Below are 16,430 nucleotides of genomic sequence, written 5' to 3'. Positions count from 1 at the left end.
TCTCGACAGTGAGGAGTATCAGGTGTGGTAGAAGGCATCTTCTGCGCCCAGCTCTCTGAGGAGCGCCAGGTACCCATCTACGGGCTGGCGCCGCTGGCAAGAATCTGGGTGCTAGTGGAATATACAGGAGCCTGGGAACGATCAGCGGTGCTCTACAACGATCTGCCAGAGCCGGCCCGGCGCTGGCTGGCAGAGGTTGCTCTGAGCTATGAAACCAGGCAGAGCATGGCGGTCTTTATCAGACGGGGACCACGCAGCAGCGGGCCGCTGCGCTGCTTTGTGGCGATTACGCTGCCCGAACGTCAGGCGCTCTACGCCTTCCAGCTCGCCAGCTACGAGGAGTTGCCGCTGCTCCCGCTTGACCAGCTAGAGCAGGGAGCGCCCGACTACGACTGTTACCTGAGCGCAGAGCCGCTTTATATTGTCTGCACTCATGGCAAACACGATCAGTGCTGCGCCAAATTCGGCATGCCTATCTATCGGGAAGCGGCTCGCCTGGCCGGTGAGCAGGTCTGGCAATGCAGCCACATCGGCGGCGACCAGTTCGCCGCCAACCTGGTTTGTCTGCCGCATGGCATCTACTATAGCCGCGTCAAGGTGCCCGAGGTGGCAGCTATTCTGGAGGCTGATCGCCAGGGGAAGCTCTATCTGGAGAAATGCCGTGGGCGAGCCATCTATCCCCAGCCTGTCCAGGCTGCAGAGCATTACCTGCGACAGCGCACGGGTCAGCATGAACTGACAGCCTTCATCTTTCTCAAAGCACGGCAGGATGGAGCCTATCATCGGGTGCTCTTCCGCTCGCGCCTGGACGGCTCCCTGCACAGTCTACGCCTGGTGGAGCAGAACCAGGCGCTGGCCACGGTCGAGGGCTGCCGCTGCAACCTGAGCGGCAAATTGCAGCGGCAAGAGTATTGCCTGCTCGAGCACCGCATCTATATCCCACAGGTGCAGCAGGCAGCCGTCAGCTAATTCGCCAGACAACTGCCCTCCCTCTCTCACTCAGCTCTCTCGGAACTCCTTCCTCTCTTCCCTCGCCACCAGCCTGGGGCAGGCCCGGGGGCCGAGGGGAGAGAGGAAGCGAGAGCGCGCTCGCCCGGTTGCATGCGTGAGCGCACGCCCTTGCTCCCGTACCCACAGTAGAAGTCACAAAGAAGGCTGGCCTGCCTGACGAGACCAGCCTCTGTTTGCCTCTTCTCTTGTCTTGCAAACCGCTCGTCCTGGGCATCAGCGCATCTTATTAGCTGTAGCCCACGTAGTAAGGGTGGCGGCGCGTTGCCAGCCAGGCCCCAAAGAGAGCGGCCAGCCCTTCCAGCAGGCCGAGCAAGAGCATAAAGATGACGGTGACCACAATTCCCCCGATGACGCCACCGAACGTGACATTGCCACTGGCAGGAGCATTGCTGGGGAAGCCAGGGATATAGCGCGGCAAGAAGATCGCTCCCAGATAGTAGAGCACGCCGGCCACCAGGCCCGCCAGAAAGCCCAGGCTCCGCTGGACCACCAGCTTGCCAACGATAAACCCCGCTACGGCGCAGATCACCAGGCTGATAAAGATCACCAGCCCACAAAGGGTCGTGATCGAGACCGCCAGCTGATAGGCATTCCGGCTGGCGAGCTGCTCCGCATTGGTGAAGAGCGAGGCGTTCAGGAGCACAAAGGCGATATTCTCGGCGGCACAGAGGAGTCCGGCCACCACCCCCACGATCAGCGTGGGCCACAGACGGCCCCGGGGCAGCTCCGGCTCGCTTGGCTCTTCACGCTGGTGCATGCGACGACGCCGCTCGCGCTCCTCCTCGTCTTCCTCGCTCTGATCTGGCAACGGCGCAATATGATGGCGATGCCGACCGTGACGCTCCCCCTCTTCATCCTGGTCCCACTCCTCATTTTCGTGCTGGTGCAAAGGATAGCGCTGCTCCGACTCATTCATCGACGGCCTACTCCCTTTTTGACTGATTGATCCTCATTTACTGGTTGTTTGAGGGTTGGCATCAGGAATATGAGCAAAGACCGCCGGGTAGGTATTGATCACCTGCCACTTATTGATAGGCCAGTAGACCGCAATGGCCTTGCCGACAATATAATTGCGTGGGACCACGCCCCAGTTACGCGAATCGTCGCTATCGGGACGGTTATCGCCCATCACAAAGTACTGATCTTTGCCCAACTTCCAGACATTGGCGATGGCATTGTAGGGGGCCTTGATATACGGTTCATTGAGCAGGACGCCATTGACCCAGACATGGGTACTATCCGTCCGTATGACATCTCCGGGAATGCCTATAACGCGCTTGATAAAGTCCTGGCGCGTATCCAGTGGCCAATGAAAGACAATCACATCCCCACGCTCGGGTGGGTGAAACAGATAGGCCAGCTTGTTGACAATGACATTTTCTCCGTCGACCAGCGTAGGCTGCATGCTCACATTTTCGACGTGGTAGTTCTGGATGGCCAGGCGCGTTGCCAGGAAGAGAATCAGCGCCAGGGCAATGACCTCTAGAATATCTCGGGCAAGATGTGCTCGTTTCAAGACCGTTACCTCGCTCGCCTGTTCCGATCGCTGCATGCGGGAGAACCAGCGCCGGCTCGTTTGCTCGCTCGCTCGCTCGCTACACGCTTGCCTGACCAGACGCCCGGCCAGCTGGCCACCAGGCCGGTTTGGTCCCCCAGCAAAAGCTGGCTCCTGTACTCTATAACTCTGTCTGGGCACATTATAGCGAAAGATCAAGGGCAGCTTTCACTTTCTCCCTCGTGCAGAGGAGAAAGCAGCCCAATGGTACCAGCCTGCTTGCCTGTCTTGTCAGCAACCCAGCAGGCACCACCGCGCAGGGAAAGGAGCCTGGCCTCCCACCGCTTTCCTCCTGCCTTGACATGGCAACTGTGCCGCTGCCAACGGAAGAGAGCCTTTCGACAAGACAGGCTCCTCCCCTGCTCTCGCTGAGAGACGGGCTGATCTTGGGATCAGCAAGGCGCCGCACGGGATCGATGATTCTCCTGCCCGCCCGACCTGATGGGCCTACGCTCTTCCTTCGGCCTTCCTATGATAGCACGGGTTGTCAGTCTCTTACCAGCTGCGCACAATGAGGTGCCCGGCGGCTACGGCATGGACAATATCGGCGCGGCTCACAATACCAACCAGACGGCCATTTTCGACGACGGGGACACGCTTGATCTTGCGTTCGGAGAGCAAAGCGGCAATCTCTTCCAGGGGAGTTTCTGCGGAGACAACGATCAGCTCATGGCTCATGATGTCGGAGACGCGCAAGCCTTCACGATTGACCTTGCTGATGATGTCGGCCTCGGTGACCATGCCGATCAGCCTGCCGTCTCCATCGACAACCGGTGCGCCACTGATGCGCTTTTGATCCAGCAGCTGGGCTGCTTCCTGAGCACTCGCCTCGGGGCGAATGGTGTAGACCGTGCGAGTCATAATGTCTCTGGCGATCATAGAGCACTCTCCTCTGCTGCTCTGCTGACAAAACGATGCCTACGAACGGGCAGACGCTCCCATCTCCAACGCAGAAGGATTGGTCTGGGCCGTGATACAACAGCGATACAACAGCGTATCAGCGTCTCCCGTCACTGCTCTGTGATGACAAGCCAAATGCTGAGACGATGCCCACGAAAGGCCGAGGAGTAGCAAGGCTCTCCTGTTCGCCACACTACACTGGCGACAAGGCAAGACAGACAAGACGAGCAGAGAACAAGGGCACCTGGCAGGTAGTACAGGTAGTAGGAGGCAGAGCTGAGACGACCTGGCCAGACCTTCTTCTACGGCGAGCGCAGGCCAGCCTGGAACAGACAGCACCCTGACTGAACCAGGCGATCGCCAGTGGAGAGGCGGTCACCCTGCTGTCCCATCCAGACAGGCGGACGGACAAACAGATTGTGAGGGTGAGGAGGCCCTGGCCGGCTGCTTCCATCGTCGTCTGTGCTCCACCTGCTACCTGATTCCTCTGGCTGATCCCCCGCTGATACATTACCATACCGGATGGCAGGGAGGCGAGGGTCTCTCTTGCCAGCTCAGCTTGATTGAGCGGAGCAGGTGCCACCAGCCGTCAGGCTACCAGCGAAAGCTCTCATAGAGCTTGACGAGGTGCCTGGCATAGTCTCGCCAGCCAGTAACCGCCTCTAACCGCGGCTCAGCACAGGCGGCACGTAGCAGCTCCTGAACCACGCTCGAACGTACCTCACCCAGGGCTCGCTCTAGATCAGCTTCATCGGCGGCATGGTAGAAGACGACGGCCTGTGAGGCGGGGAGATCAGCAAACGAGGGGAGCGCCGGAGCCACGACGGCCCGTCCATAGGAGAGGGCCAGCAGCGCCAGCTCCACATTGCCCGCCCGCAGGTGGGAGCGCTGTGGCAGGACCACAGCATCGGCAGCTCCCAGATAGAGCGGGATGTCTTCATCAAGAGGAGATCGAAGAAAGAGATGCAACATGGGCATACGCGCCGCCAACCGTAGAAGGCGCGTGGCCCGAGGACGGTCGGCAGGCGCTCCGACCAGTAGCAGATGCGGCCCCTGCGAGACATCCCCCGGCACAGGCATGAGCTTTTCCCAGAGGCGGCGAAAGCTCTCGCAGAGGTTGAGCAGCTCATCCTCACTGTGCCAGGCAGCAAAGCAGAGATAGACGTAGGGAACGGAAGCCGGAATCCCCAGACGACGATAGGCTTCGACTCGCGGCAGGGGCGCCGCATAGTAGCCGCGAAAACCTGCCGGTGGCAGTCCCAGGGTCCGCTCCTGGAGAGGGCGCTCAGGATAGAAATCTTCGATGCGCTGTGTAGGGACCAGCATCGCATTGGCCTGGCGCAACAGGTAGCGTTCCAGCCAGCGGCGGAGCAGTGGACGGAAGCCACGCGCGCTATGCCACCAGCCCCCGCTGTCGGCCACAACCAGCGGTAACCCCAGACGACGTGCAAGCCAGAGACGCAGCAGCAGATTGAGACCCCGCCGCAGGGGCAAACACCAGGCTCCTGGACGCTGCAGCTGGACGATTCCACAAGCCTGGCCATCCAGACCGCGGTGACGCCAGAGCCAGGTCAGGGAAAGATTGGCACGCTCCACCTGACAGGCTAACCCTTCGCGCCGCAGAGCCTGCGCTAACAAGAGGGTGGCCGCTTCGCACTGCGGCGCCATCACCAGCAATACAGCCAGACTGCCTTCCTGGGGCAGCGGACGCCAGAGTAAGCTCAGGCGTTGCTGGAAGCGCCCCCAAGAGCGCACGCTCTCCATGCTCAGGTACAGGTGCTGCGCCGAGGTACCACGCGCGATGAGCAGGTGAGGTTGCTCCCAAAGGCAGAGACGCGCGAGCTGCCTGAGATCAGCGAGTAAGGTCCTCCAGGAGAGGCAGGGATTGCGCTCCTCGGCACCCTGCGCGAGAGCGGCGCTTAGCTCCATGAGCACCTCAGAACGCCCTTGCCAGTAGGCATGGCCGATAAAAAAGGTGCGGCAGAGGCGCGCGGCATGAGCCCGATGGGCCACCAGGGCCCGCGGCTCATACCAGAGCGCATAGCCAGCCGCGTGGAGCCTCCGGCAAAGATCTTCTACCCCCAGCCGCGTCGGCACCGCCAGGCGCTTGTCGAGCAGCGGCGAGAAGCCGCCGACGGCCCGCAGGACGGCAACCTTCACAGAAAAGCTGCAACTGCTCAAACTCTGGGGAGCCTTCAGCCGCTGGCGCTCGCTCGCAGGAGCAAAATAGCCGAGGACAGGCAGCAGCTCATCGGTCAGCCAGTAGGGACGAGGCGCTTCCCAATAGAGTTCCACCCGCCCGCCCACGGCGTCGGCGCCGGTCTCAGCGTAGGTCTGCAGCAGATACTCCAGGAAGCGCGGCGAAGCGAGAGCATCGTCGTCGAGAAAAACAGCAATCTCTCCTCGCGCCACCTGCAGTGCCGCATTGCGCGCATAGGCCAGGCCATTGCGCTGCTCGATCAGACAGCGCACCTGCCAGTCGCGCTCATCCGGCGCCCGGGCCTGCAGATAGCGCTGCAGCACCGCGGGCGTGCCATCCTGTGAGCCATTGTCGACCACGATCACCTCGTAGAGATGGCGCGCCAGCGTCTGACGCCGCAGGCTGGCCAGCGCCGAGAGCACGAGGTTGCAACGGTTATAGGTACAGAGAATGACGCTCAGCTGAGGGGAGCGACCCTTGCCACGTTCGTTCCCTCCCACCTGCTTATGCATAGCCCCTTCCCTCCTGCCTGCCTGGTCCTGGAGGCAAAGCCCATGCGCTTGCCTTGCCCTCTGCTCATTTCAAGCTTAAGGAGAAGAATGGAGAAGAAGAGACAGCGATATCCTCAAGACCTGCCCGGCCTGGACGACGCGCCTCCCACCCAGCCCGGCACAGTCAGGCCCGCTCTCCCGCTCCGGCAACGATTGCCTCAATATGGCAACAGACCTGCTCTATCCACTCCGGCTCCAGGGAGGTCTCCCCTTCATCCACCTCACCCCTTTCCCAGAGGTCACCGGCAAAGAGAGGCTCAGTCTTCTTCTCTTTGTCAGACACAAGGCCCTCGCCAACCTCTTCGCCGACCACAGGAGCCAGCTCGCTTTGCTCGATCCACGCAAAGACGCTGGCGTCGGGAACCATGCCCTGGTCCGGGGCCAGCATCGGACTCCAGCGAATTTTCCACCCAACAAGATAATCATTCATACTCCCGCTACCTACCTCCCAGCAGTTCCTTCTCACCTGCTGCTTCCTTAGCTTTGTTGCCCCATGCTCTGGCAGCGCACCGCCTCAGCACGGGCCTGGCCGATGAGAAGGGGCGGCCACGATCAGCTCAGCCTGTGAGCGTTCGTTCGCACGCAAGGGGAGAAAGGGAAGCTCTGATCTGGCCGCCTTGTACCTGCCACAGTATGGCACGCCCTTTCCGGCCTTGCAAAGAGAAGTTTAGTTGTGATCAGGTAATATCTTGTTTTTTCAGGTTAACAATAGAAAACAAGGAATACATATTCTTCTTTACTTTTATAAAGTTATTTTAACTTCTCCTCTACCAGAATAGATAAGCCATATCTTCATAAGAATAGTATACTAAATACGCGGCATGTATCGCATGCTTTACCCCGTCATAGGCGGGAGGGCGGTCGCGCGCGCGGCAGGAAGCTGGCGCCTGTAGAGGAGGATAGCGTGAAGGACGAGGAGCGCACAGGATCGCGAGATCGAGAGGTAGCCTTAACGCCGCGAGCAATCAACGCAGGCGAGGTAACAGAGGAAGAGCCATTTGCACTCATTCATCTTCAAGCAAGCGAGCAATCAGTGGTGGCGCTTGAGCGAGCCGTGCGTCGTATTCGGCAGCAGATTCGCGCCAGTGACCTCATCTTCTCTCTAGAGGGCGAGTGCGCCCTGCTGCTGCGCTCAGCCACGCTGGCGGGGGCGGAGGCTGTGATGCAGCGCCTTCGCCCACTGCTGGCTGACGTCGAGCACAGCGCACGCTGTCTCGCAGGGGAGGCGGCGCGCCAGTTCTTAAGCGAGCTACAGCGGCGACGGCCCCGCCTGATCGAAGCGGAACAACGAGACCGAGACCAGCAGGGTAGCGGTCAGGCCAGGGAGAGCGAGGAAGCGGCGGTATCCGAGGAAGGCGGGGGCCAGGCTGGAAGTCAGCTGCCCTACCTCGCCTTCCTCTCCAGCTATCCCTCGCCGCGCCTTCTCCATCTACTGCCCTATGAGTTGGCCCGGCGTTATCGTTGTGTCCCCATTGGGGCCGAGCGAGGGACCCTGACCCTGGCCACGGCGCGTCGGCTTGATCGCGCCATTCTGGACCAGCTGCAGACGGTAACGCAGCGAGCCATCTTTCAGGTGCGCTGCGAGCCGGAGATGATCAGCGAGATTCTCCACTACTGGGAGCAACAGCAGCGGCGGCTCTTAGCCGATCAGTCACCAGAGTCCCCCCGGCCTGACCAAGGCCGGGACCTGCCACACATCACTTTAGCGAGCGAGCACGAGAGTGAGAGAAGGTGAAAAGCTATGACACAAGTGGTCATTCTGGGATTCGATGGTCTGGACGCAGACCTGCTACGAGTCTATGGCCCGGCCCTGCCTCATCTACGGCGCCTCATGCTGGAGTCGCCTTTCCTCGAACTCACCTCCAGCATCCCGCCGGACACTTTTCCGGCCTGGGGCAGTCTCTACACTGGCCTGAACCCCGCCAACCACGGCCTGCTGTCTCTGCCTATCAGCGACCTGGCAGCCCTGGAGGCTGAAGAGCCACCTGCCCTCACCTGCGGCACTACCTTCTGGGACCTGGCCAGCGCCAGCGGCAAGCGGATCTGCGTACTCAACCCTTATCTGGCGTATCCCGCCTGGCCTGTCAACGGCATCATGTTGGCGCTCTCGCCGCGCGATGGCAGCATGAGTATTGCTCCCGAAGAGCACGAGCTCAGCCTGGCATTCCCCGCCCTGCCGCGCCTGACCGAGCAGGCGACGCGGCGCGAGCAGCTGCGGACCTTTTACCACGAACTGGTGAGCTGCACCCTCCAACAGGCTGCCCTCGGCCTGGAACTGCTGCAACAAGAGAGCTGGGACCTCTTCTTTCTGCAGCTCAACGCACTGGATGTGGTCCAGCACCTTTTCTGGCACTACAGCGATCTCAGTGATCCGGCCTATCCAGGGCAGAGTGAGCACCTGACACGCATTCAAAGCTTCTATCGTCTCTGTGATCAGATCGTCGGCGAAGTACGGGCAGCGCTGCCAGCCGAGAGCATCCTGATGGTCGTCAGCGCCTACGGCCACGGGCGGCGCAGCCACCAACGAGTCAATCTCAACGAGTGGCTACGTAGACAGGGCCTGCTCGTGGTGCAGTCCCCCACCCCCGGCCAACGACTGCTAGAGCGCCCTTTTCCGGTGCGCGCACGGAGATACGCGGCCCTCGACGAGTTGCTGGCCCACGCCGGCCTTCTCGCACGCGAACGTCAGCCATCGGCTCGCTCGCAGTCTCGCCTCATCGACGAAGAGCGCACGCTGGCGCGCGCCCTCAGCCTGGGGGGCGATGGACCATTCGGCGGCGTGGCCCTCAATCGTCAGGGCATCGAGGAACAGGGTCGCGACTACGAGGAAATGCGCGCGCGTTTGCAAGAAGAGATCCAGCGCCTCCGCTCGCGCGGTCGCCCCTTACTCCGCTGGGTGCGCAAACGCGAGGAAGTCTATCAGGGCAGATATTTGGAGCGGCTGCCGGATCTCGTGTTCGAGCTCCAGGGCGATTTTGCAATCGGCGACGACTTATATGTGCCGCTGCTGACAGCGCCAGCGGTGAGGCGCACTGTTTCGGGGACCCATCGTAAGGATGGCGTTCTACTCATCGGTAACCTCCTCCACCATGAGCCAGGAGTGAACGATCTGCACGAGATTACGGTGATGGATGTCGCTCCTACGGTCCTCAGTTTGCTCGGGATCAATAACGTGGTACGCTTCGATGGTCAGCCGCTCCTCGCGCTCAGGACCGCCGAGTCGCTGTCGTGAAATAGCGCTCCGAGAGCGGACGAGAAGCCACTACGTGGTCACCCGCTTCGCTCATGAGGGCCTGACGCAGATTGGAGAGGGCACTCTGAATGCGCTTCTTCAGCGTATTCTCGGAGATGTGCAAGGCCCGGGCCATCTCTGGCAAGGTCATCCCGCTGTAGTAGTGCAAAACAATGGCAATACGTTGCTTGGTGGGCAGCTCTTCGACAGCCCGCGCCAGATCCCAACTGCGTTCAATCGAGCCTTTGTGTAGCTCAGCAGTGCGGGCAAGCAGGTCCGTCTCTAGATCACAGAGCGCCTGACGCAGGAAGGCACTGGAGCGCGCCAGACGCCGCTTGAAGCTGATACACTGATTGACTACGATGCGTACCAGCCAGGGGCGCAACGCTCCGGCTTCACGCAGATCAGCGAGGTGATGCCATGCTTGAATGAGCGCGTCCTGTACGATGTCTTCAGCAGCGTCTCGATCACCCACGATCATGAAGGCCGTTCGCAACATCAGCGAGCTGTACTGCAAGGCAATGTCGCTAAAGGCGTCTCCGTCACCACGCAGAACCCGTGTAATGAGTAGCTGCTGCTGGTCAGCCTGCTCCTCTCGCTCACCGCTCGCTGGCTCCTCTCCAGGAAAACCTGGCGTGGGCGCAGCTAACAGCGGCCCAACGGCGGGCGTCATGGCTGCAGGTCCCGCCGCGGCAAGCTGGCATTCTTGATACACCGTGAGTGAGAGCATGGTCTATTTAACCTCCTGCGTATGCAAACCACATACAGATATATAACATAGTATATACAATAAAGCAAGGGATGCATACCTATAATTGTCTGTATAGAAAACCTTTGTATAAAGTTGAGCATACTTTTTGTGTGCATCGTGTAGACAATCACCCGCCGGCCCGCTCGATAGCCTACCGGCATGCTGGCAACATCAGGAAAAGAAGAAGCCCCATCAGACGTCATTCCCCGTTACGCGCCACTCCCTTCTCTCCCTGGTGAGCGCCAGAACTACCTCACGCGACGGCTGGCCATTTTGCCTTGCCCTGGACCGCTTTTACCACAGACAGAGAGGAATGTTGCTGATTACCAGCCAGAGCAGCCGAGAGGGCAAGAGCGATGCGCAACTCTTAAAGCGCTAAAAAGGCAGTAGGTGAGTATATCGGAGAATGTCGCAGTTGAGTGGGGAGATCGTTCTACAATAGGAGAGACCCGCGGGCCGCGGCCAGCACTGCTGTGCGGCCCTGGTGCTGCTCCAGGGTTAAAAAGCGCTGGAGTCCCTGGCCATAGAGATCGCGGCGATGCAGCAAGCGCTGGGCCATGCGCTCCTCGCCCAGAGCGAGCAAGACATGGTAGGCCGTCCACTCAGCAAAGCCTTCTCCGACCAAGAGCGGTAGCCCATCCAGACCCTGCCAGGCCTGCCAGGCGTGAGCCAGCTCATGGGCCGCCACCGCTTGGAAGAGATCGCGTGGTAAATAGTGCTCGATGTAGATATCCTGTTCCCGGCCCTGCTGCACAAAAATGCCGAGCAAGTGGGGATCGCTCTCCGCCCCTTCCTTCTCGCCGGGCTGTAAGCTCTCTCGACGCTGCTGATGCAGCTCCTGCAACAAGGCGCGCTCGCACAGGTGGAGACGGGGCAGCAGGGGCAGGGTCAGCCCCGGTTCTTGCGGCAGCAGGAGAAAGATACGCTGGTAGAGTGGCGCCGCCTCATTCGGGCTATGGACTGCTTCGGCCCAGCAGGCGCCACAGCGGCGTGACTCACCATGTCGTCCAGGCAGCAAGCGCCCTCGCTCATTTAAAGGTGCCTGGCAGATATCGCAGCGGGGACGCTCCTCCAGGCAGCGCTGGCAGTACTTGAGCGGCGAGTCCCCTATCATGTAGGCGGTTTCCAGCAAGGCCCGCCCACAGCAAGCACAGAAGGCCACCTGAGCACGACAGGTGGGGCAGAGCAGCGCCCCACCCACTCGCTCCAGATGCCGCCCTGGCAGAGCACAGCGCTGACAGCGTGGCGCTGTGCTCTCACAGGTTGGACAGATGACCAGCCCATTGGAATACATCAGGTAGCGCTCTACCAGCGCCAGCGGGGTTCCACAGAGGTGGCAGAAGCGAGGGTACCTGCGACTCATGGCATTGCGTTTTCACTGGATAGAGCTTCAGCGTTAGAGCAAGTGGTGATCCGAGGCCGAGGGAGCCGGCGGCACCTCGACCGGGCCACCTTGCGCACTGCTGGCCCCGGCACCGCTCGCAGCGCTCGCCGCCCCAGACACCCCCTGCCCCCCCATTGACACCGTCGATACGCCCGGCCCGCTCACTTCTGCCTTCACGGGGAAGGAGGTTAGCGCTGGCAATGGCACTGGTGGCTCCTCAAATTGCTCTGGATTCAGGCTCCGCCACTCCTGCCAGATGGCCACCAGTAGCGCCTGCAGCATACCCGCCAGGGGGGCGGCAAAGATGGCCCCGATCACCCCGAATAGTTCAGCCCCGGCCAGCAGCGCAAAGAGGGAAACGACCGGGTGCAGACCAACGGCCCGCCCGACGATGCGTGGCCCAATGACATCACCTTCGACGATATGCACTCCGATGAAGTAGGCCAGCACCAGCACCGCCGTTAGCCAGCCCTGGCTGAGCGCGATGAGCACACAGACCGCCCCCGAGGTGAGCGTCCCCAAGACCGGGATAAACTCTAGCAGGAAGGCCAGCACTCCTAGCAGGACCGCATAGGGAACCTGTAGGATGAACATTCCCAGGCCAACCAGCACCCCTACCAGGGCCGAGAGCAGGAGCTGACCACGGATATACCCCCCAACCACTCGCTCGACTGTATCCAGAAAGAAACGGGTTCGCGCTCGCTGCCGCGTCGGCACACCACGCCTTAACCAGCGCACAGCATGCTCACCGTCGATGAGCAGGTAAATGCTCAGCACCATCACAATGACGATGTCGAGGATACCCTCGAAGACACCGGTGACAATCGGTAAGGCGCTGGTGGCTACGTTCTCCAACTGGTTAAAGAGCTGCTGGCGCAGATCGCTTAATTGGCTTGCGCTGATGCCAAAGCGGTCCAGAATCTCTTCCAGGGGGGTCACCGAGCCACCCGGCCTCGGGGTCAGCATCTGCTGTACATAATGCGCCAGAGAGAGGATCTGCGCAATCGTGGTTGTGATCACAAAGTAGAGAAGAACACTTAGCCCGCCAAGCACTACAAGATAAACCAGCAGAATAGCGACGAGCCGGGGCATAAAGCGCTCCAATAAGCGCACCGCAGGGGCAATCGCATAGGCCAGTAAGGCAGCGATTACCAGCATCAGCAGCGAGTGCGCAATATGGCTGATGCCCCATAAGGCCAAAACGCCGAGAGCCATCCAGGCCAGAATGGCCAGCGGGATATCACGCCGGCGCGTCCAGCGAGCCGCGGAACGCATTTCCTCTTCGAATGACGTTTTGCCGGCTGGTTCGAACGATGCTCTCTGAGTGGGACCTGTGCCCGGGCTAGTACCTGTGCCTGTGCCTGTGCCTGTGCCAGTCGACATCGATGATGAAGCCCCTTTCTTGACATTCTTGCCTGCTTGACAGGATCAACTCACTCCTTCTCCATTTACCTGAAGGCAGGAGCTTCTCGGAGCCGATCCCCGCTCCGGTCTGGCCTCCTGGCCCTGAAGTTACTTTAGCAGCACTATATTCTCTTGAAGCTTGAGACTCAACACGGGCCGCAAGGTAGACGCACATCAAATAGAAAACGTACCTACTTGTTATACGACAGAGCCAGCCAATCGTTTCGGATCTTTTTCCTGCTGTCACTTCCACCGGCGGGCCGCGCGTTCCGCCTGCCTGTAGCTCTCGTCTTCTGAGCCAGGTTGCGCCGCATGGTGTTTTTTTTCTAGTGTCAGCCAGTGGGTGGGGTGCAATTGCCAGTCAGAAGGCAAACAAAAAAGGAGAGGCGTTCTTGCCTCTCCGACTGGCTGGGGTGCAGGGATTCGAACCCCGATTGGCCGATCCAGAGTCGGCAGTCCTACCGTTGAACGACACCCCAACAGACCGGTTTGTCAGACAGCATTGGTCTATCTGGCCTTGACCGTGCTCGCGTATGCATATTACCGCAGCCACAGGAATTTGTCAAGTCCCTGCTGGCGGCCTGAGCAGGGTTCCGCGCTGCCAGGCGCAAGCGAGGAGGCCTCCAGCGACAGCAGCGACCGCCGGCTCTTCCTCCAGGCGTCGGGCCAGAGCGTGCTCCAGGGCGGCGCGGGGGAGCAGATCAGTGGCGCTGCAGCAGACAGCCAGCATGAAGAGGGAGAGCAATCCGGCAGGCACCTCCCTCTCTTCCGCTGCCCGCTCTCCGGCTGGCGACCAGCCAGGGCAGCGCGGTTCCACAAAGATGCCCTTCACCCCCCGTTGCCGTAAAGCGGCGGCGAGGGTTTGCTGGTCAGGATAGGGCTGGCCGTGCAGGCCCGCCGCCAGGGGAGGTCGGCGCCAGGTAGAGATGAAAGCCACGGCTCCGACCCGCGCCAGGGGAAGTATGCGCAGCGTCTCGCTCATCTCCAAAGCGATGAGCAAGTCGGCCTGCCCGGGGGCGATGCGCGGCGTAGAGGCAGGGCCGAAGCGCAGATGGCAGCACGCGCTTCCTCCCAGACGGGCCAGACTCAGAGGGGCGAAGGTCTGCACTGTCAAGCCAATTTCGTCGGCGGCCAGCGCCAGGATCTCCAGGGCAGTCTGCAGCCCCTGACCGCCGACACCGGCCAGCACCAGGGCCTGCCAGGGTAGCTCAAGCTCTGTGGACTCAGGCATAGGCATGTTACTCCCGCACGAGAAGGGATGGCCACACTGAGGCCAGCGCTTTCTCCTCGTTGTGATCGCTGGCTACGCTTGACAGCGGACTGATGGCCTCGAATGGGCAGGCAGCAGCACATAGCCCACAGGCCACGCAGCTCAGAGGATCAATGCGCACCCGCAGCTCTCCCTTGCCTCCCGGCCCCTCTCCTTCGTCGGGGCTGCCCCCTGCTGGCACGAGCGCTACTGATGGACACCCGACCTCATAATAACAAGGCAGATTGTCACAGCCCCGTCCAGCGCAACAGCGGCTTTCATCGACCTGGAACGGGGCCGTCTGGCCGGGCAACAAGCGACCTGGGACCGTACACGGAGCGCGGGCAATGACGACCGCCACACCCTGAGAGGCCAGAGCTTCTCGCAGCGCTGCCACTGTGGTCTCCAGCTCATAAGGATTGACCTCGCGTACAAAGGTCACGCCACAGCCGCGTACAATAGTCTCAATGTCAGCCCGCGGCCTGGCCGTTGGTCCGGCGCTGTCCCGCCACGATCCTGGATTTGGCTGCTGCCCCGTCATCGCCGTCAGACCATTATCGAGCAAGAGCAAGGTCAGGCGTACTCCTGCTTGCACAGCGTTGAGTAGGCCCGCAATGCCGCCATGAAAGAAAGTGCTATCGCCCATCGCCGCCAGCACCGGGCGCTCAATGCCAGCGTACTTCAGTCCCTGAGCAATGCCCAGGCTGGCCCCCATCGAGACCTCGGTCCAGCAGACCGAGAGAGGGGCATGCATACCGAGGATTGTACAGCCGATGTCTCCCGTCGTGATGACCTCATCGGGCTGATAACCAGCGGCCTGCAGGGCGCGCCTGAGCGCGTAGTAGGTCATACGGTGCGGGCAGCCGGGACAGAACTCGAGGGTGCGCGGCAAGGGTGCCACCGGGCCGCCAGGCTCGGGGGGAAGAGACAACTGTTGCGCCAGGGTCTGGGCTTCAGCGGCGGCTTCCTGATAGCCCGCTGTCTCCAACAGGGCAGCCAGCGCCTGCGCCACCTGGGCCTGATTGTACTCGCCCACACGCGGCAGCAGGCCAGTGCGCTTGCCCAGCAAGCGAGCCTGCAGATTATGCTCCCCTATCAGGGCCGCCACCTGCGTTTCGATCAGTGGCTCCAGCTCCTCCAGGACCAGCACCGCCTCCAGCGGAGTCAGGAAGGCTCGTAGTTCTTCGCCGGGCAGGGGATGTATCAGGCCCAGCTTGAAGACTGCCAGAGGTGGCGCCGTGCGCAGGCGGGCCCGCACCTCGTCCAGATAGGCCGCGCTCACTCCGGCCACCACCACCCCGATGCGCCCCTCCCGAGGAGCAGCCGCCGCCGAACCGGTCGGCTCCTCCCGCACATTGGCCACACCCAGCAGTGTCCCAGCCTGCTCCAGGCGGGCCAGGGCAGCAGCATGCTGCTCGCGACACCACTGAGGCACAGCCTTGGTAAAGCGTGCCACATCGCGCTGGAAGCTAGCTGGCTGCTCAATGGCAGGACGCTCCAGCGGCGCCACGCTGATCCAGGCTTGAGAGGCCGCCACCGCCGTTGTTCCCAGCAGCAGGACCGGCGCCCCTGTCTGTGCCGAAGCCTGGAAAGCCAGCCGGGTCAGTGCATAGGCCTCCTCGGGACCGGCTGGCATCAATAGCGGCAGGCTCGCCAGGAGCGCGTAGTAGCGCGAATCCTGCTCAACCATTCCATAGAAGACTCCGACATCATCCACAGCATAGATCACCAGGGACCCGTTGACGCCGCTGTGAGCGATCGAGAGCAGCGAATCTGCCAGAACATTGAGGCCCGACATCTTCATCGTCACCAGGCTCTTTCTGCCGGCCCAGGCAGCTCCCGCGGCTACTTCCAGTGCCACCTTCTCATTGACGCTCCACTCAGCGGCCAGGCCATAACGCGCCGCCAGCGGCAAGAGTGCCGCCAGCGCCCCGCCGCCAGGATTGCCCGGATAGCCGGTCGCCACTTGAACGCCAGCCTCCAGCGCAGCTCGCGCCACTGCCTCATCGCCGCTCAAAAACAGCCGCTTGCCCGGAGCGGTCAGACGATTCAACTCCAGACACACTCCTCTCGTTCTTGGCTTTTGTATCGTCGGCCTGCCTCATTCAGTCAGTCAGCCGGCCAGGAATCAGACCGGGTGGGTATCCCGCGCTGGCTCGCCGGGTTTGCAAGAGGGACCAGGAAGAACCAAAG

The 16,430-nt window shown here is 61.4% G+C and carries 13 protein-coding genes and 1 tRNA gene; 3 read left to right on the top strand and 11 right to left on the bottom strand.

Features of this window, described 5'->3' with window-relative positions; translation table 11 throughout:
- Window positions 1-24: 24 nt before the first annotated feature.
- A complete protein-coding gene (locus BGC09_RS08100; RefSeq protein WP_069803382.1) occupies window positions 25-969 on the top strand; it encodes a ferredoxin family protein in 945 nt (314 codons plus the stop codon).
- A gap of 268 nt (window positions 970-1,237) precedes the next feature.
- On the opposite strand, the gene BGC09_RS08095 is transcribed toward BGC09_RS08100, so the two are convergent.
- The 5 genes from BGC09_RS08095 to BGC09_RS08075 all read right to left on the bottom strand — a co-directional run bounded on the left by BGC09_RS08095 (window position 1,238) and on the right by BGC09_RS08075 (window position 6,647).
- Window positions 1,238-1,927, bottom strand: coding sequence for a YrzE family protein (locus tag BGC09_RS08095; RefSeq protein ID WP_069803381.1), 690 nt, complete (start codon window positions 1,925-1,927; stop codon window positions 1,238-1,240).
- A 33-nt stretch (window positions 1,928-1,960) separates the two neighbouring features.
- Window positions 1,961-2,563, bottom strand: a complete 603-nt coding sequence (lepB, locus tag BGC09_RS08090) for a signal peptidase I (RefSeq protein ID WP_069803399.1) — start codon at window positions 2,561-2,563, stop codon at window positions 1,961-1,963.
- 498 nt (window positions 2,564-3,061) lie between these two features.
- Window positions 3,062-3,445: a CBS domain-containing protein gene (locus BGC09_RS08085; protein WP_069803380.1), complete on the bottom strand. Its 384-nt coding sequence runs from the start codon at window positions 3,443-3,445 to the stop codon at window positions 3,062-3,064.
- 615 nt (window positions 3,446-4,060) lie between these two features.
- Window positions 4,061-6,178, bottom strand: a complete 2,118-nt coding sequence (locus BGC09_RS08080; protein WP_069803379.1) for a glycosyltransferase — start codon at window positions 6,176-6,178, stop codon at window positions 4,061-4,063.
- A 163-nt stretch (window positions 6,179-6,341) separates the two neighbouring features.
- Entirely contained in the window at window positions 6,342-6,647 is a 306-nt protein-coding gene (locus BGC09_RS08075) for a hypothetical protein (protein ID WP_069803378.1), read from the bottom strand.
- A 474-nt stretch (window positions 6,648-7,121) separates the two neighbouring features.
- On the opposite strand from BGC09_RS08075, the gene BGC09_RS08070 reads away from it, so the two are divergent.
- Window positions 7,122-7,952, top strand: a complete 831-nt coding sequence (locus tag BGC09_RS08070; protein WP_069803377.1) for a GspE/PulE/PilB domain-containing protein — start codon at window positions 7,122-7,124, stop codon at window positions 7,950-7,952.
- Between the two features lie 6 nt (window positions 7,953-7,958).
- The gene (locus BGC09_RS08065; RefSeq protein WP_069803376.1) at window positions 7,959-9,449 is read left to right on the top strand and encodes an alkaline phosphatase family protein; all 1,491 of its coding nucleotides are present in this window, start codon (window positions 7,959-7,961) and stop codon (window positions 9,447-9,449) included.
- On the opposite strand, the gene BGC09_RS08060 is transcribed toward BGC09_RS08065, so the two are convergent.
- From BGC09_RS08060 to BGC09_RS08035, 6 genes are all read right to left on the bottom strand, one after another.
- Entirely contained in the window at window positions 9,424-10,179 is a 756-nt protein-coding gene (locus tag BGC09_RS08060; protein WP_069803375.1) for an RNA polymerase sigma factor, read from the bottom strand. The two genes, BGC09_RS08065 and BGC09_RS08060, sit on opposite strands and share 26 nt — an antisense overlap.
- Window positions 10,180-10,633: 454 nt before the next feature.
- The gene (locus BGC09_RS08055) at window positions 10,634-11,563 is read right to left on the bottom strand and encodes a hypothetical protein (protein ID WP_069803374.1); all 930 of its coding nucleotides are present in this window, start codon (window positions 11,561-11,563) and stop codon (window positions 10,634-10,636) included.
- Window positions 11,564-11,596: 33 nt separating this feature from the next.
- Window positions 11,597-12,859 carry an AI-2E family transporter gene (locus tag BGC09_RS08050; protein ID WP_069803373.1) on the bottom strand — a complete coding sequence of 421 codons (1,263 nt, stop codon included), beginning with the start codon at window positions 12,857-12,859 and terminating at the stop codon, window positions 11,597-11,599.
- A gap of 534 nt (window positions 12,860-13,393) precedes the next feature.
- Window positions 13,394-13,467, bottom strand: a tRNA-Gln gene (locus tag BGC09_RS08045).
- 83 nt (window positions 13,468-13,550) lie between these two features.
- Complete coding sequence (locus BGC09_RS08040) at window positions 13,551-14,219, bottom strand: 2-oxoacid:acceptor oxidoreductase family protein (protein WP_069803372.1); 669 nt, start codon at window positions 14,217-14,219, stop codon at window positions 13,551-13,553.
- 7 nt (window positions 14,220-14,226) lie between these two features.
- On the bottom strand, window positions 14,227-16,290 hold the full coding sequence (locus BGC09_RS08035) for a thiamine pyrophosphate-dependent enzyme (RefSeq protein ID WP_069803371.1): 2,064 nt from the start codon (window positions 16,288-16,290) through the stop codon (window positions 14,227-14,229).
- Window positions 16,291-16,430: the final 140 nt, after the last annotated feature.

It is taken from the genome of Thermogemmatispora onikobensis, from assembly GCF_001748285.1.
In the GTDB taxonomy this organism is placed as follows: Bacteria; Chloroflexota; Ktedonobacteria; order Ktedonobacterales; family Ktedonobacteraceae; genus Thermogemmatispora; species Thermogemmatispora onikobensis.
This window is presented reverse-complemented; position numbering and strand designations above follow the sequence as displayed.

Excerpts from the sequence above, each read along its gene's own strand:
- BGC09_RS08085 (WP_069803380.1), bottom strand. The coding sequence starts at position 3,445 with ATGATCGCCAGAGACATTATGACTCGCACGGTCTACACCATTCGCCCC.
- BGC09_RS08095 (WP_069803381.1), bottom strand. The coding sequence starts at position 1,927 with ATGAATGAGTCGGAGCAGCGCTATCCTTTGCACCAGCACGAAAATGAG.
- BGC09_RS08080 (WP_069803379.1), bottom strand. The coding sequence starts at position 6,178 with ATGCATAAGCAGGTGGGAGGGAACGAACGTGGCAAGGGTCGCTCCCCT.
- BGC09_RS08050 (WP_069803373.1), bottom strand. The coding sequence starts at position 12,859 with ATGCGTTCCGCGGCTCGCTGGACGCGCCGGCGTGATATCCCGCTGGCC.
- BGC09_RS08060 (WP_069803375.1), bottom strand. The coding sequence starts at position 10,179 with ATGCTCTCACTCACGGTGTATCAAGAATGCCAGCTTGCCGCGGCGGGA.
- BGC09_RS08065 (WP_069803376.1), top strand. The coding sequence starts at position 7,959 with ATGACACAAGTGGTCATTCTGGGATTCGATGGTCTGGACGCAGACCTG.
- lepB (WP_069803399.1), bottom strand. The coding sequence starts at position 2,563 with ATGCAGCGATCGGAACAGGCGAGCGAGGTAACGGTCTTGAAACGAGCA.
- BGC09_RS08055 (WP_069803374.1), bottom strand. The coding sequence starts at position 11,563 with ATGAGTCGCAGGTACCCTCGCTTCTGCCACCTCTGTGGAACCCCGCTG.
- BGC09_RS08040 (WP_069803372.1), bottom strand. The coding sequence starts at position 14,219 with ATGCCTGAGTCCACAGAGCTTGAGCTACCCTGGCAGGCCCTGGTGCTG.
- BGC09_RS08075 (WP_069803378.1), bottom strand. The coding sequence starts at position 6,647 with ATGAATGATTATCTTGTTGGGTGGAAAATTCGCTGGAGTCCGATGCTG.